We start from the raw sequence: 16,030 nt of genomic DNA, 5'->3' as shown, positions 1-16,030 counted from the left end.
CGCTCATGGCCGACGGTTGCGGGTGCTCGGAGCCACTGTCCGCGCTGTCACGCCGCGCCATGATCACGGCGTCGATGTCGGCGGTCATCGGCGGCGCCGCCGTCGGCTCGGCCGGCGTCGGTTCGGCAGCGCCGCCCCAGGCGCAGACGCTGCCGGAGAACGCCCTCGTCACACTGGGTGTGCAGGCCGGGCCACCGCCCGTTCCGCACAAGACCGGCGTCTCGTCGGCACTGAAGATCGGCTCCGACGTCTACCAGATCGACTGCGGACTGGGCTCACTGAACGCCTTCACCAACGCGGGCTTCCGATTCGACGACCTGCAGAGCATGTTCATCACCCACCTGCACACCGACCACATCGTCGACTACTACAGCTTCTTCCTCTCCGGCGGATACACCGCCGCCAAAGGCAAGACGGCGGTGCGCGTCTACGGACCCGGGCCGGCGGGCGGCCTGCCGCCCAGCGAGGTCGGTGACCCGCAGCCGGCCACCGTCAACCCCGCCGACCCCACGCCGGGTCTGGCGGCGACGAGCCGGGCGCTCCTGCAGGCCTACGCCTACACCAGCAACATCTTCATACGCGACATGGGCACCGTCGACATCGAGGACCTGATCGAGGTGCACGAGATCGCGGTGCCACCGGGCTCCAGTCACACCGACAGGTCACCCAGAACGGCGCCCTTCCCCGTCATGTCCGACCACAATGTGACCGTCACCGCGACGCTGGTCTCGCACTACGACGTGTACCCGGCGTTCGGATTCCGCTTCGACATGACGAAGATGCCGCTCTCCGTGACCTTCTCCGGTGACACCACCAAGTCCGACAATCTCGTGGAACTGGCCCGTGATACCGACATCCTGGTGCACGAGGCACAATTCAGCCTCGACGACGCGTACTACCACGACAGGTTCCCGCCCGACTACCTCGTGCGATCCCACACCTCCGCCGAGCAGGTCGGTGAGGTCGCGGCCGCGGCGAACGCCCGCCACCTCGTCCTGAGCCACTACTCCCCGACCGATCTGCCCGATTCGCAATGGCTGGCGGCGATCGGGAAGCACTACGCGGGTCCGGTCACCGTCGCCAGGGACGGCCAGGTGTTCGCGCTGTGATCAGCCCAGCCGTCCCGGCAGGCGGCCGGCGAACAGCCGCAGCGCGTTTCCGCAACTGACCTTGCGGCGAGTCGCCTCGTCCATCGGGAACGCGGCGAGGAACTCGGCCCCGGCCCGGTTGTCGTCCATCGGATAGTCGACCGAGAACATCACCCGGTCGGCGCCCATCACCTCCAGCGTGCATGCGAACGCCGACGGACAGAAGTTGCCGCTCGTCGTCACGAAGACGTTGCGGCGCAGATACTCCGACGGCAGGCGCTGCAGCCGGCGAGCCGAGTCCGAGCCGCCGAGCCCGTAGTAGCGGTCGATGCGGTACGCGGCGAACGGCAGCATCTCCCCGAGGTGGCCGATGATCATCTGCAGCCTTGGGAACCTGTCGAACAGGCCCGAATAGATCAACCGCAGCAGGTGTGTTCCGGTCTCGACGGCGAAGCCCCACGATGCGAGGTGCAGCCCGGCGTCGACGTAGGGAGCGAACCAGGCGTCCATCACCGCCGGGTGCGGCGTGGTGGGGTGCAGGTAAATCGGCACCCCCAGAGCCTCGGCCTCGCCGAAAAGGTCCGAGTAGGCGGGATCGTCGAGATACCGCCCGCGACTGTGCCCGTTGATCAGGGCACCGACGAGGCCCAGATCGACCACCGATCGCCGAAGCTCATCGGCCGCGGCGCGGGGATCCTGTGTCGCGAGGGTGGCGAAACCACCGAAGCGATCAGGGTTTTCGCGCACCGTCTCGGCCAGGTCGTCGTTCGCCAGGCGCGCCAACTCGACGGCGCGCGCGACGTCGTCCTCCTGCTGGACGCCCGGATCGAACAGGGACAGGATCTGGAAGTCGATGCCCGCGGCGTCCATCTGCTCCAGCCGCAGCGGGCCACGGTCGTACAGCCTGTCGTGGGCGACGCTGTCGTGAGTCTGCAGCCAGGTGCCCACCACGTTGCCGGCGCTGGCCGGGTCCCACGCGTAGTGCTCCTCGAGCGCGATCAGCGACATGGCACCTCCGGCGGGTCGGTGAACGGACCCTACCGCGACGGCCGACGCGGGTGGAAGATTCTCGCGAACGGGGCGTCAGCTCAGGTTGTTCGGGCGTACCTTGGCAACGCGATGACCCGGCCAGGACGGAGCCCGAGAATTTCAGCCGCACGGCCCGAGAGTGACAACGCCCGACGACGCGCCGAAAGCCGCGCCGCCGACCGGCGGGCGTCCAACGAGCGGTGGGTAGCCATCCTCGAAGGCGCGTCGGCGGTCCTCCGCCGCAGGGGCTTCGCCCGCGCACGACTCGAGGACGTCGCCGTCGAAGTGGGGATCAACCGGGCGTCGCTGTACTACTACGTGGGCACCAAGGAAGAGCTACTCGTGGCGCTGATCGAGCAACCCGCACACGCGATGACCGCCCACTGCCGCGCCGCACTGGGATCCGACGCACCCGACGACGAGAAGCTGCGCCGGGCGCTCGGCGCATACATCGCCGATCTGCAGAACTTTCCCGAACTGTTCCTGTTGTTCAGAGAGAGTCAGCACATCGCGGTGATCCCCGAGGCCGAGCGCATCATCGCCAACGCCGACGCGTACGCCAAGACGCTGCTGGCGATCATCGACCAGGGCATCGCCTCGGGGACCTTCCGCAGCGATCTCGACTCCCGGCTGGTGATGCTCGGCATCCTCCGGATGCACAACTGGATCCACCGCTGGTACGCCCCCGGCGGACGCAACACCCTCGACCAAATCGGCGAAACCTTCGCCGAGCTGGTGCTGTCCGGCGTCCGCACCTGACGTCGATTTCGCCGGCAGCTCGACCGCTGAAAGGACGCCAGAATGCCCCGCCTGAACCAGGTTCCACGCGCGGAGGTCCGCGACCAGTTCACGCTGAACATGTACGACTTCATGTTCGGCGACCGCGACCCGGTGGCCGAACCCGGCACCGTCGGCGGCACCACCGGCGACTGGTGGACGGTGTTCGCCCAGTCCCCCGCCGCCCTGCGGCACGCCGTGCGCGGGTTCCGGCTGTACCGCGAAGAGGTCAGCATCCGCGCCGACCACCGCGAGCTCGGTCAGATCCGGGCCGGCTGGGTGGTGGGCAGCCAATTCGTCTTCTCCCAGCACTGCAAGGCCTGCCGGTCGGCGGGGCTGTCCGAGGAGAAGATAGCCGCCATCCCGTCCTGGCAGACCGCCGACTGCTACGACCACACCGAGCGGCTGCTGCTGGCCTACACCGATTGCCTTGCCGGACAGCAGGGCCGGGTCCCCGAGACGCTGTTCGCCCAACTGCGCGAGGTGTTCACCGACCAGGAGATCCTCGAGTTCAGCTACACGACGACGATGTACGTCATGCACGCGATCATGTCGCGGGCGCTGCGCCTGGAGTTCGACGACCGCGACGATCCCGTCGTGGAGGTGGGCGGCGAGGACGGTGAGCCACTCGACATCGGTGCCGCCACCTCCGGCCGGGGATGACGTCCGCCGAGTGTGCGGCGTGTCGTCGTCTACCTACCCGCCGAGCGGCGACACGCCGCACGGTCGACGAGTAGGTCAGCCCAGGCGCTGCAGGACGTCGGCGACCGCGGCGTCGAGCTGCACGTCGACCTGCGTACCGGTGGCGAGGTCCTTCACGCCGACGGTGCCCGCATCGATGTCCCGGTCACCGGCGACCAGTGCGAGCACCGCACCCGACCGGTCGGCGGCGCGCAGCGCGCCCTTGAGCCCGCGGTCGCCGTAGGCCAGGTCGACGCTCACCCCGGCGCCGCGCAGTTCGGCGGCCAGCACCGCGAGGCGGAGCTTGGCCCGCTCGCCCAGCGGCACCCCGAACACGTCGACAGCCCTGGCCCGTCCGACCTGCCTGCCCTCGGCCTGCAGCGCCAGCAGCGTGCGGTCCACCCCGAGCCCGAAGCCGATCCCGGACACGTCCTGCCCGCCGAGCCGGCGCATCAGGCCGTCGTAGCGCCCGCCGCCGCCGATCCCCGACTGGGCACCGAGCCCGTCGTGCACGAACTCGAACGTGGTCTTGGTGTAGTAGTCCAGACCGCGCACCATCCGCGGGTTGACCACATACGGCACGCCCAGTGCCTGCAGGTGGGTCTGCACGGTCTCGAAGTGCTGCTTGGCACTCTCGGAGAGGTGGTCGAGCATCACCGGCGCGTCGGCGGTCATCTCCCGGACGTGCGGCCGCTTGTCGTCGAGCACCCGCAACGGATTGATCTCCGCGCGGCGCCTGGTGTCGTCGTCGAGATCGAGCTCGAACAGGAACTCCTGCAGCAGCTGCCGGTACTGCGGACGGCAGGTGTCGTCGCCCAGGGAGGTCAGCTCGAGCCGGAAGCCGTCGAGGCCCAGCGACCGGAAGCCGGTGTCGGCGATCGCGATCACCTCGGCGTCCAGCGCGGGGTCGTCGACGCCGATGGCCTCCACGCCGACTTGCTGCAGCTGCCGGTACCGGCCGGCCTGCGGGCGCTCGTACCGGAAGAACGGCCCCGAGTAACAGAGCTTCACCGGCAGCGCGCCGCGGTCGAGCCGGTGCTGGATGACCGCGCGGATGACGCCGGCAGTGCCTTCGGGCCGCAGCGTCACCGACCGGTCGCCGCGGTCGGCGAAGGTGTACATCTCCTTGGACACCACGTCGGTCGACTCCCCCACGCCGCGGGCGAACAGCGCGGTGTCCTCGAAGATCGGCAGCTCCACGTCGCCGTATCCGGCGCGCCGCGCCGTCGCGAGCAGGCCGTCGCGCACGGCGACGAAGCCCGCCGACTCGGGCGGCAGGTAGTCCGGGACGCCCTTGGGCGCCTGGAAAGCAGACGAATCCGTCACGTTGTCAGCCTCTGAGGAACGGGTTGGTGCGGCGCTCGTCGCCGATCGTGGACTTCTCGCCGTGGCCCGGCAGTACCACGGTGGCGTCGTCGAGCACCAACAGTTTGGTCAGGATCGAGCCCAGCAGGTCGCGGCCACTGCCGCCGGGCAGATCGGTGCGGCCCACCGACCGGCGGAACAGGGTGTCGCCGGTGAGCGCCACCTCGGTGCCGTCGCCCTCGAGCCGGAACACCACCGAACCCCGGGTGTGGCCCGGGGTGTGGTCGACGGTCACCACCATGTCGCCGAGGTCGAGCTTCTCGCCGTCGGCGTCGAGTTCGATCACCTGCCGCGGTTCGCGGAACACGGCGCCGAACGCCATCCGGCCCAGGCCGCCGATGAAGCCGGAGGTGAAGTCCTTGACCGGGTCGGTCAGCATGTACCGGTCCTCGGGATGGATGAACGCCGGGCAGCCGTACATGTCGGCGACCTTCTGTGCCGACCAGATGTGGTCGATGTGGCCGTGGGTGAGCAGCACCGCCGCCGGGGTGAGGCGGTGTTCGTCGAGGATGCGGCGCAACGGGCCGAACGCCCGCTGGCCCGGGTCGACGATCACCGCGTCCGATCCCGGCCGCGGGGCCAGCACGTAGCAGTTGCACTGCAACATGCCCGCGGGGAAACCGGTGATCAACACGACCACGAGTTTCCCATGCCCGATCGCGGGCGCCGATCCCGTGGGTCGTTCACCGCGCACTCAGCTCGCTTTGGCACACTCGGTGCCGACCGGACGCGACAGCGGCGGATGCGAGAAGGGACTACCGGCGGTGCCCACCAACGAACAACGACGTGCAGCGGCCAAGCGCAAGCTCGAGCGACAGCTGGAGCGGCGGGCACAACAGGAGCGCAGGCGCCGTCAGCTCATGATCATCGGAGCGGTGGTCGGCGTCCTGGTCGTCGTCGGCGCCGCGGTCTTCGGCTTCCTCTTCTTCAAGGACGACTCGAACGCCGACACCGCCTCGCCCGCCCCGAGCAGCTCCACCACCTCGGCCGCACCGGCGCCGTCGGCAGAGGGCCTGCCCCAGCTGCCGCCGTTCGCCGCACCCGCCGGGCTTGGCTCGAGCTGCGAGTACCCGGTCACCCAGGAGCCGGCGAGCAAGAAGGTCAACCCGCCGCGCGCCGGTGAGGTGCCCACCGACCCGGCGGAGGTCAGCGTCAGCATGACCACCAATCAGGGCAACCTCGGCCTCGTGCTCGACAACGCCAAGGCGCCGTGCACCGTCAACAGCTTCGCCAGTCTTGCCCAGCAGGGCTACTTCAACGACACGGTGTGCCACCGGCTGACCGCCAGCGAAGGCCTCAAGGTGCTGCAGTGCGGCGATCCGACCGGCAAGGGCACCGGCGGACCGGGCTACGGCTTCGACAACGAGTACCCGACCAACCAGTTCCAGCCCGACGACCCGGCGCTGCAGAGTCCGGTGGTCTACCCGCGCGGCACCCTGGCGATGGCCAACACGGGCGCGCCGGGTTCCAACGGCAGCCAGTTCTTCCTGGTCTACGGCGACTCCCAATTGCCGCCGAACTACACGGTGTTCGGCAAGATCGACGAGACCGGTCTGGCCACCCTCGACAAGATCGCCGGCGCGGGCGTCGTTCCCGGAGAACGCGGAGCCGACGATGGCGCGCCGACCAACGAGGTGAAGGTCACCTCGGTACTGCTCGACTGAGTCCGGCACATCCGACGTGACAGCGCCGCCGCCCTACGGCGGGTATCCGCCCTACCCCGCACCGCCGCCCCGCTCCACCAACGGGATGGCGATCGCCGCGCTGGTGTGTGCGTTCCTGTTCGCGCCGCTCGGCATCATCTTCGGCCACATATCGCTGGCGCAGATCAAGCGCACCGGGGAGGACGGCCGCGGCCTGGCACTCACCGGCCTGATCGTCGGCTACGTCGCGACCGCGCTGAGCATCGTCTTCCTCGTGCTCATGGTGCTGTTCCTCGTCGCGCTGTCCCAGGGGATCGAGAACCGGCCGAGCGGCCCGGTCTACACCGCCGCTCCGCCGCCACCCGCGCAGGAGCTGCCCGCGTTCGACCCGCCGCAACCGCTGGGCACCAACTGCCAGTACCCGGCGACCCCGGCTCCGGCGAGCAAGAAGGCCGCCGCGCCGCGGAGCGGCAGGGTGCCCACCGATCCGGCGACGGTCGGCGCAGGCATCGAGACCAGCCGCGGCAACATCGGTCTGACGCTGCACAACGCCGAGGCGCCGTGCACCGTGAACAACTTCGCCAGCCTGGCCCAGCAGGGCTTCTTCGACGGCACCACGTGTCACCGGCTGACGACCTCGCCGGTGCTCAAAGTGCTGCAGTGCGGCGACCCGTCGGGCACCGGCGAGGGTGGACCGGGCTACCGCTTCCCCAACGAGTACCCCACCAACCAGTACCGGCTGTCCGATCCGGCGCTGAAACAGGCGGTGATCTATCCGCGCGGGACGGTGGCGATGGCCAACTCCGGTGTCGGCACGAACGGCAGCCAGTTCTTCCTGATGTACGACGACTCCCGGCTGCCGCCGACCTACACGGTGTTCGGCACCGTCGACGAGACCGGTCTGGCGACGCTCGACGAGATCGCGGCCGACGGTGTGGCCGACGGCGCCGACGACGGCCCACCGGCACAGGACGTCACGATCACCCAGGCGCGACTGGACTGACACCCCGGGGTGGCCGCATCAGCGCCGCCCAACCCCCGCCGGCCGGGGTGTAATGGTGTGACCCGGTTCGCGGGCGATGAGGGAGACGATCCGATGAGCATGGCGCCACCACCCGGCAGCCCATGGCCGCCGCCCGGCGCTGGTCACGGTCCGTGGCAGCCGATGTCGCCGGCCGCCCCGAACCGTGGATTGCGTTGGCTCGTGATCGCCGTGCTCGCCGTCGTCGTCTGCGGATACGCGTTCGCGCTGGTGCTCACCCGGGACAGGTGGGCGCCGGGCGCCGCCTCCGGGGAGCGCACCGAGCTGACGCTGCGGCCCGCCCCGGGATCGCCGGCGTCCGCGGACTCGCTCGAACGCGCCCGCGGCGTCGTCGAGGCCCGCGCCGCCGCCCGGGGTGGCATCGGCGCGGCGGCGACCGTCGACGACGACGCGATCATCCTGTCGGTACCCGGCGCCGACGACGAGTCGTGGAGCGACATCGGTGCGGCCGGCCGACTCGATCTGCGCCCGGTCATCCACGCGATCGAAGCGCAGCCGGCGGGCGGACCGACCGCCAGACCGAAGACGCCGAGCCCGCAGGCGGTGGCCGACGAGAAAGAACTCCGGCAGAGCGCCGACCCGTCGATCCAGCTGCTCGCGTTGCAGTTCCAGGCCACCCGCTGCGGCGACAACGACGCACTGGCGGGCCGTGACGACCCGAACCAGCCGCTGGTCACCTGCTCGCGTGAGGGCGAGACGGTCTACCTGCTCGACGAGACGACCATCGACGGCGAGAGGATCGAGAGCGCGGGCCACGAGTTCGACGAAGGAAGCGGCCAATGGGTGGTGGACCTCGAATTCGACGGTGACGGCACGACGCGCTGGGCGGACTTCACCGCCGCCAACATCGGCACGCAGGTCGCCTTCACACTCGACACCGCCGTCCTCAGCGCACCCGAGATCAGGGAGGCGATGCCCGGCGGACGCACGCAGATCACCGGGGGTTTCACCGAGGACGACGCCCGCGACCTCGCCGCGGCGCTGCAGGGCGGGGCGTTGCCCTTCCCGCTGATCCTCGAGTCGTCGACCACCGAAACCGTGCCCCTGCAAGGGAGTCCGACCGTGTGGCGGATCGGTCTGCTCGCCGCAGGGGTGGTCGTCGTGACGCTGGTGATCGGCGGCGTGCTGCTGCTGGTCAATGCCGGCCGCGGCCGGGGCGTTCCGCCCGGCTACGCCGCCGACGTGACGCGGTACACGTCGTAGACGCCCTCCACATTGCGCACCACACTGAGCAGGTGACCCAGGTGTTTCGGGTCGCCCATCTCGAAGGTGAACCGGCTGATCGCCACCCGGTCGTTGGACGTGGTCACCGACGCCGACAGGATGTTGACCTTCTCGTCGGCCAGCACCCGGGTGACGTCGGACAGCAACCGGTGCCGATCGAGCGCCTCCACCTGGATCGCGACCAGGAACACCGATGACGGCGAGGGCGCCCACTCGACGTCGATGAGTCGTTCTGCTTGCAGCCGAAGGGAATCGGCGTTGGTGCAGTCGGTGCGGTGCACGCTCACCCCGCCACCGCGGGTGACGAAGCCCATGATCTTGTCGCCGGGAACCGGGGTGCAGCACTTGGCCAGCTTCGTCAGCACCCCCGGCGCGCCGGGCACCGCGACGCCGGTGTCGTCAGTGCTGCGCTGCCGCATCGGCATGGTGGCCGGTGTGGACCGCTCGGCGAGTTCGTCCTCGGCCGCCTCGTCGCCGCCGAACTGGGCGAGCAGGCGCTGCACCACGTGGCGGGCCGAGACGTGGCCCTCCCCCACCGCGGTGTAGAGCGCCGAGACGTCGACGTAGCGCAGTTCGCGGGCCAGCGCCGCCGTCGACTCCGCATTCATCAAGCGCTGCAACGGAAGTCCGCCGCGGCGCACCTCGCGGGCGATGGCGTCCTTGCCCGCCTCCAGTGCCTCCTCCCGCCGCTCCTTGGCGAACCACTGCCGGATCTTGGCCTTCGCCCGCGGTGACACCACGAAGCTCTGCCAGTCGCGGGACGGTCCGGCGTTGGGCGCCTTGGACGTGAAGATCTCGACCACTTCGCCGTTCTCGAGCGTGCGCTCCAACGCCACCAGCCGGCCGTTGACGCGCGCACCGATGCAGCGGTGGCCGACCTCGGTGTGCACCGCGTAGGCGAAGTCCACCGGCGTCGATCCCGTGGGCAGTGTGACCACGTCACCCTTGGGGGTGAACACGAAGATCTCCTGCACCGCGAGGTCGTAGCGCAGCGACTCCAGGAACTCACCGGGGTCGGCGGCCTCCCGCTGCCAGTCGAGGAGCTGGCGCATCCACGCCATGTCGTCGATCTCGGCGGCGGCGTGCCCGGCGGGTACCGCGTTGCGGCCCTTGGACTCCTTGTACCGCCAGTGCGCGGCGATGCCGTACTCGGCGGTGTGGTGCATGTCGCGGGTGCGGATCTGCACCTCGAGCGGCTTGCCCTCGGGTCCGACGACGGTGGTGTGCAGCGACTGGTACACGCCGTAGCGCGGCTGGGCGATGTAGTCCTTGAACCGGCCGGCCATCGGCTGCCACAGCGAGTGCACCACGCCGACCGCGGCGTAGCAGTCCCGGATCTCGTCGCACAGGATCCGCACGGCGACCAGGTCGTGGATGTCGTCGAAGTCGCGGCCCTTGACGATCATCTTCTGGTAGATCGACCAGTAGTGCTTGGGCCTGCCCTCGACCACGGCGTTGATCTTGGACTTGCTCAGCGTCGCGTTGATCTCGGCGCGGACCTTCGCCAGATAGGTGTCGCGCGACGGCGCCCGGTCGGCGACCAGGCGCACGATCTCCTCGTACTTCTTCGGGTGCAGGATCGCGAACGACAGGTCCTCGAGCTCCCACTTGACCGTCGCCATGCCGAGGCGGTGCGCCAGCGGCGCGATGACCTCGAGCGTCTCGCGGGCCTTGCGCGCCTGCTTCTCCGGCGGCAGGAACCGCATGGTGCGCATGTTGTGCAGCCGGTCGGCGACCTTGATCACCAGCACCCGCGGGTCGCGCGCCATCGCGATGATCATCTTGCGGATGGTCTCGCCCTCGGCGGCCGTGCCGAGCGCCACCTTGTCCAGCTTGGTCACCCCGTCGACGAGATGGCCGACCTCGCTGCCGAATTCGGCGGTCAGCGCGTCCAGCGTGTAACCGGTGTCCTCGACGGTGTCGTGCAGCAGTGCGGCCACCAGCGTGGTGGTGTCCATGCCCAGCTCGGCCAGGATGTTGGCCACCGCCAGCGGATGGGTGATGTAGGGGTCGCCCGAGCGCCGCAACTGGGTGGCGTGCCGCTCCTCGGCCACCTCGTAGGCCCGCTGCAGCAGCTGCAGGTTCGCCTTCGGGTGGATCTCGCGGTGCACCGCGACGAGCGGCTCGAGCACCGGGTTGAGCGTGCCGCGCTGGGCGGTCATCCGGCGCGCCAGCCGGGCGCGCACCCGCCGCGACGCGCTCGATGTCGTCTTGGGGGCCTCCGGCGGCGCGGCCTGCTCGGCCTCCGGTGACACCACGGGCATCGGCTGGGTCTGCGTCAGGGACCCGTCATCAGCCACTGTCACACCTCCTGCCCACGTCGCCGTCCGTGTCGAGGATATCCCTCACACCGTGTGCAAGCTGGTGACCGGGAGCGGCGCCACCACCTCGCGACCACCGAGCGCGGTCAGCTCCAGCACCACCGCGGCGCCCAGCACGGTCGCACCGCTGCTGATCAGCAGCTTGTTCGCGGCCGCGACGGTGCCCCCGGTGGCCAGCACGTCGTCGATGATCAAGATGGTGCGCCCGGTCAGGTCGAGGCCGTCGGCCGGGATCTCCAGCGTGGCGGTGCCGTACTCGAGCTGGTAGGTCTCGGTGTGCACCGGCGGCGGCAGCTTGCCGCCCTTGCGGACCGCCAGCACGCCGGTGCCCAGCCTGATGGCGACCGCGGCGCCGAGCAGGAATCCGCGGGCGTCGATACCCGCGATCAGGTCGGCGCCGTCGGCGGTGGCGGCCAGCGCGTCGGTGACCGCGGACAGCCCGCCGGCGTCGGCGAGCAGCGGAGTGAGGTCCTTGAACTGGATGCCGGGCTCCGGGAAGTCGGGCACCTCGCGCATCATCGTCGCGACGAGCCGGGAGATCTCAGTCCGCTCCTGCCCGCCGGTGCCAATCCCCGAGTCGCTTCGCTCCTGCCCGCCGGTCACTGCGACAGCCGCCAGCGGTCCATGTTCCAGCCCGCGCCCCAGCGCGTCGGATTACTGCTCACCGCATACATCTTGTCCGATGTGAGCAGCGTGCGCTGCTGGCGGTAGAGCGGCAGCGTCGGCACGTCGGCCCACAGCACCGGCGCGCCCTCGCCGATCAGCCGGGCGAGCTCCTTGGGATCCGAAGTCACCGCCAGCGCGCCGGTCACCCCGTCGATGCGCGGATTGGAGTAGCGCGGCAGGTTGTTGCCGTTGCCGGTGTGCAGCGCGTAGGCGTCCATCGCCGACGAGCCCGTCGATCCGCTGCCCGCCGCGCCGCCGGTGCTCGCCAGCAGGACGTCGATGTCATTGTTGCGCAAGGACAGCGGGCCGACCGCCGCGCCGGCGGCATCCTGCACGGTGATGCCCGCCGGTGCGCACGCCTTGGCGATGGCGCCGACGGTCGCCGCCAGCCGCGCGTTGGGTGTCTGATAGCCGACACGCACCGTGAGCGGCCGGTTGTTCAGCGCGGCCCGCGCGGCGACCGGATTGGCCGCCGTGAACTGCGCCGCCTCCGGAACGTTCTCGGTCGCGCCGAATGCGTCCTCGTTCGCCGGGTTGAGCCGCGAATTGGCGATCGGGAGCTGGGCGTTGCGGGCGATGATGTCGCGGGGTGTGCACAGCGCGACCGCACGGCGTGCCGGTGGCGCGGCCAGCGGCCCCACGGGCGCGAAGATGAGCTGCTCGATGCCCGCCGACGGGCTGTCGCTGCGGACGTAGTCCTCGGGCAGATTGAGCGTGCCCGACGACCCGGCCGCGATGTCGACCACGTCGAAGGCGCCCTCGTTCACCCGGTCCTGGATGTCGGCGCCGCGCGGCCACACCGTAATCCGGCCGGTGACCGCCTTGGCGCCCCACCACTTGTCGTTGGCCACCAGCACCACCGCGCCGTCGCCGGTCACCGACTCCAGCTTGTAGGGACCCGACGAGGGGAACTTCTTCAGGTCCACGTCCGGGCGGAGGTCCCAGGTGGTGTTCCACGCCTGCGCGATGCGGTCGATGGTGGGCAGGTCGCCGGACTGCAGCGCGGTGGTGACGTCGACGCCGAGTTCGTCGGCGAGGACATGCGAGGGCATCAGCGCGGTGGCGGCGAACAACTGGCCGAAGTCGACGAATCCCCGGTCGGGCGCGAAGGACACCCGGGCCCGCTTCTGGCCGGGTGCGCAGTCGACCGAGGCGATGTCGCTGTAGCCCGACCGGTTGGCGGCGTCGAAGCCCGGGAACCTGCCGGACTGGGCGATCCAGGCCAGCACCAGGTCGTCACAGGTGATCGGCTTGCCGTCGGAGTACACCGCCTTGTCGCTGATCTGATAGTCCAGCACCAGCGGCGTGCGGCCGAACACCGAGATGGTGCCGAAGTCGTGGTCGCCGACGATCTGGCCGTCGGGCCCGTGGTAGTTGAATCCGGTGAGGACCCGGGCGAACGCCTGCGGTCCGCCGGACGCGGCGCCGGTCACCGTGTTGGTGTTGTACGTGCTCAGCGACCCGTCGACGGCGTAGTCGATGGAATCGGCCGAGTTGCCCGAACACGCGGGCGCCAGCAGTGCGGTGATCGACAGCGCCGCCGCCAGCGCGACGGCGCGCCGCTTAAGGGCTGCCATCGGCGTCTACCGCCGGGGGCTCCGCTTGCCCGCGGGCCGCCCGGTCTTGCTGGCGGTCGGGCGCACCGGTCGCGCGCCCACAGCGGGTTTGGTGCCGGCCGAGGCGGTGACCGTCTCGGTCTGGTCGGCCTCTTTTGCGTCGCGGGCCTCGGTGGCGTCGTCGACCTCGGGGTCGATGTCGTCATCGGCTGCGCCGGCGTCGGCGGCCGCCGCCGAGCTCTTGGCGGCGGCACCCGTTCGGCGCCGCAGCACCCGGCGGTTGTGCGTGCGGACCTTGTCGGTGCGCTCCCGCAGCGTCACCAGCAGCGGGGTGGCGAAGAAGATCGACGAGTAGGTGCCGACGATGACGCCGACCAGCTGCACCAGCGCGAGATCCATCAGGGTGCCGACACCGAGCAGCCAGACCGCGATGACCATCAGCGCGAGGATCGGCAGCACGGAGATCAGGCTGGTGTTGATCGACCGCATGAAGGTCTGGTTGATCGCCAGGTTGGCGTGCTCGGCGAAGGTGCGCCGGGTCGTGTGCTCGAAGCCCTCGGTGTTCTCCTCGACCTTGTCGAACACGATGACCGTGTCGTAGAGCGAGAAACCGAGGATCGTCAGCAGGCCGATCACCGTTGCGGGCGTTACCTCGAATCCGACCAGTGAGTACACGCCGGCCGTGACGATGAGGTCGAAGAACAACGTGACGATGGCGGCGACGGCCATCCACAGTTCGTAGCGCAGCCCGATGTAGAGGGCCGCCAGCACCAGGAACACCAAGAGCGCGATCAGCGCCTTCTGGGTGATCTGGCCGCCCCACGTCTCGGACACCGCGGAATCGCTGATCACCTGTTCGCTGGGCTGGCCGTCGGCGCCCTTCGGCTGGAACTCATCGAACAGCGCGCTGCGCAGGTCCGCGGCCTCGTCGTTGCTCAGCGTCTCGGAACGGATCTGCACCGTCGCCGAGTCACCGCTGCCCACCACGACCACCGTTTCGGGCGGCCTGCCGACAGAGTCGGTGAACACGGTCTCGACCTGGGTGGTGGTCGCCGTGCCGTTGACGCCGTTGACCGGCATCGACACCTTGGTGCCGCCCTCGAAGTCGATGCCGAAGGTGAAGCCCCGCACGATGAAACTGAGGATGCAGACCGCCACGATCGCGCCGCTGATCAGGTACCACAACTTGCGGCGCCCGATCACCTCGAAGGCGCCGGTGCCGGTGTAGAGCCGGACGAAGAAGCCGTGTTTCGGTGCGGTGGAACCCGCTTCGACGGGAGCCGCCTCGACCGCGGTCGACGACTTCTTGGTGTTCCGGTTGATGGCCGCCATCTACTGTCCCCGTCCGGTGGTCGCGTGCGACGCGGCGCGTCGTTCCCGGGCGATCTGCTGCACCGCGCCGAGCCCGTTGTACTTGGGCTTGGCCAGTGTCGGAGACTTGGAGGCCAGATACACCAGCGGCCACGTCACCAGGAACACCACGACGACGTCGAGGATGGTGGTCAGGCCGAGCGTGAACGCGAAGCCCTTGACCTGCCCGACGGCCAGGAAGTACAGCACTGCGGCGGCCAGGAAGCTCACCGCGTTGCCGGACAGGATCGTCTTGCGCGCCCGCGCCCAGCCGCGTGGCACCGCCGAGCGGAACGACCTGCCCTCGCGGATCTCGTCCTTGATGCGTTCGAAGAACACCACGAACGAGTCGGCCGTGGTGCCGATACCGATGATCAGACCGGCGATGCCGGCCAGGTCGAGCGTGTAGTTGATGTACCTGCCCAGCAGCACCAGGATCGCGAAGACCACCGCGCCCGCGGCCACCAGCGACAAGGCGATGAGCAGACCGAGCACGCGGTAGTAGAGCAGCGAGTAGAGCAGCACGGCGGCCAGGCCGACGGCGCCGGCGATCAGGCCGGCCCGCAGCGACTGGAGCCCCAGCGAGGCCGAGACCGTCTCGGCCTCCGACGACTCGAACGACAGCGGCAGCGACCCGTACTTGAGCACGTTCGCGAGTTCGCGCGCCGTGTCGTTGGTGAACGACCCGGTGATCTGGGTGCGCCCGCCCGGGATGGCCTCGCGGATCTCGGGGGCGCTGACCACCTGTGAGTCGAGGGTGAACGCGGTCTGGGTGCCGACGTTGGCCGCGGTGAAGTCGGCCCAGATCTTGGCGCCCTCGTCCTTGAACTGGACGTCGACGACGTACTGACCCTGCTGCTGGTCCAGGCCGGACGTGGCGTCCTGGATCTGCTCACCGCTCATGATCGACTTGTTGAGCAGGTAGACCGTCTGGCCGTCGGTGGAGCAGGTGATCAATGGCAGGTTGGGATCGTCGTTGCCGGCGAGGACGTCCTCGTCGCCGCAGCGGGTGGCCTGGAACTGCAGGGCCAGCAGCTGGATGGACGGATCGGCGCTCTGCCTGAGCTGCTTCTCGTCGGAGATGCGCTGCGCCAGATCCTTACGCTCGTCGCTCTGACCGGGCGGGCTCTGCCCCGGTGGCGCGTTCTGCGCGGGCGGCGCCTGGCCGGGGGTGGCGGGCGCGGGTTCGGTGGTGGGGTCGGCCGGCGCAGGCTGCTGCGGGTAGGGCCGCGGCTGTGGCGCCGGCTGCTCGCCGGCCGGCGGCGCCCCTTGCGGCGGCAAGTCGGAG

14 protein-coding genes are annotated in these 16,030 nt (G+C 69.9%); 6 read left to right on the top strand and 8 right to left on the bottom strand.

Annotated elements, in window-relative coordinates; genetic code table 11:
- The first annotated feature begins 5 nt into the window (after positions 1 to 5).
- Positions 6 to 1,109, top strand: coding sequence for an MBL fold metallo-hydrolase (locus O6P37_RS11450; RefSeq protein WP_269894190.1), 1,104 nt, complete (start codon positions 6 to 8; stop codon positions 1,107 to 1,109).
- On the opposite strand, the gene O6P37_RS11445 is transcribed toward O6P37_RS11450, so the two are convergent.
- On the bottom strand, positions 1,110 to 2,096 hold the full coding sequence (locus tag O6P37_RS11445) for an amidohydrolase family protein (RefSeq protein WP_269894189.1): 987 nt from the start codon (positions 2,094 to 2,096) through the stop codon (positions 1,110 to 1,112).
- A gap of 111 nt (positions 2,097 to 2,207) precedes the next feature.
- On the opposite strand from O6P37_RS11445, the gene O6P37_RS11440 reads away from it, so the two are divergent.
- Positions 2,208 to 2,876, top strand: coding sequence for a TetR/AcrR family transcriptional regulator (locus O6P37_RS11440; protein WP_269894188.1), 669 nt, complete (start codon positions 2,208 to 2,210; stop codon positions 2,874 to 2,876).
- A gap of 42 nt (positions 2,877 to 2,918) precedes the next feature.
- Positions 2,919 to 3,557 carry a carboxymuconolactone decarboxylase family protein gene (locus O6P37_RS11435; RefSeq protein WP_269894187.1) on the top strand — a complete coding sequence of 213 codons (639 nt, stop codon included), beginning with the start codon at positions 2,919 to 2,921 and terminating at the stop codon, positions 3,555 to 3,557.
- A 75-nt stretch (positions 3,558 to 3,632) separates the two neighbouring features.
- On the opposite strand, the gene hisS is transcribed toward O6P37_RS11435, so the two are convergent.
- Both hisS and O6P37_RS11425 read right to left on the bottom strand, forming a co-directional pair.
- Positions 3,633 to 4,901, bottom strand: coding sequence for a histidine--tRNA ligase (gene hisS / locus O6P37_RS11430; protein WP_269894186.1), 1,269 nt, complete (start codon positions 4,899 to 4,901; stop codon positions 3,633 to 3,635).
- 4 nt (positions 4,902 to 4,905) lie between these two features.
- Entirely contained in the window at positions 4,906 to 5,574 is a 669-nt protein-coding gene (locus O6P37_RS11425) for an MBL fold metallo-hydrolase (protein ID WP_269894185.1), read from the bottom strand.
- 130 nt (positions 5,575 to 5,704) lie between these two features.
- On the opposite strand from O6P37_RS11425, the gene O6P37_RS11420 reads away from it, so the two are divergent.
- From O6P37_RS11420 to O6P37_RS11410, 3 genes are all read left to right on the top strand, one after another.
- Positions 5,705 to 6,604 carry a peptidylprolyl isomerase gene (locus O6P37_RS11420; protein WP_269894184.1) on the top strand — a complete coding sequence of 300 codons (900 nt, stop codon included), beginning with the start codon at positions 5,705 to 5,707 and terminating at the stop codon, positions 6,602 to 6,604.
- A gap of 16 nt (positions 6,605 to 6,620) precedes the next feature.
- Positions 6,621 to 7,586, top strand: a complete 966-nt coding sequence (locus O6P37_RS11415; protein WP_408633152.1) for a peptidylprolyl isomerase — start codon at positions 6,621 to 6,623, stop codon at positions 7,584 to 7,586.
- Between the two features lie 93 nt (positions 7,587 to 7,679).
- Positions 7,680 to 8,828, top strand: coding sequence for a SecDF P1 head subdomain-containing protein (locus O6P37_RS11410; protein WP_269894183.1), 1,149 nt, complete (start codon positions 7,680 to 7,682; stop codon positions 8,826 to 8,828).
- Here O6P37_RS11410 and O6P37_RS11405 read toward each other — a convergent pair.
- The 5 genes from O6P37_RS11405 to secD all read right to left on the bottom strand — a co-directional run.
- Entirely contained in the window at positions 8,795 to 11,113 is a 2,319-nt protein-coding gene (locus O6P37_RS11405; protein WP_264010962.1) for a RelA/SpoT family protein, read from the bottom strand. The two genes, O6P37_RS11410 and O6P37_RS11405, sit on opposite strands and share 34 nt — an antisense overlap.
- Positions 11,114 to 11,194: 81 nt before the next feature.
- A complete protein-coding gene (locus O6P37_RS11400) occupies positions 11,195 to 11,740 on the bottom strand; it encodes an adenine phosphoribosyltransferase (protein ID WP_269894472.1) in 546 nt (181 codons plus the stop codon).
- A gap of 29 nt (positions 11,741 to 11,769) precedes the next feature.
- Positions 11,770 to 13,413, bottom strand: coding sequence for an ABC transporter substrate-binding protein (locus tag O6P37_RS11395; RefSeq protein WP_269894182.1), 1,644 nt, complete (start codon positions 13,411 to 13,413; stop codon positions 11,770 to 11,772).
- Positions 13,414 to 13,419: 6 nt separating this feature from the next.
- On the bottom strand, positions 13,420 to 14,724 hold the full coding sequence (gene secF, locus O6P37_RS11390) for a protein translocase subunit SecF (RefSeq protein WP_269894181.1): 1,305 nt from the start codon (positions 14,722 to 14,724) through the stop codon (positions 13,420 to 13,422).
- The coding region (secD, locus tag O6P37_RS11385; protein WP_269894180.1) for a protein translocase subunit SecD at positions 14,725 to 16,030 on the bottom strand (1,306 nt) is incomplete at its 5' end. It lies immediately after the preceding gene.

The organism is Mycobacterium hippophais (genome assembly GCF_027529605.1).
GTDB lineage: Bacteria > Actinomycetota > Actinomycetes > Mycobacteriales > Mycobacteriaceae > Mycobacterium > Mycobacterium arseniciresistens.
This window is presented reverse-complemented; position numbering and strand designations above follow the sequence as displayed.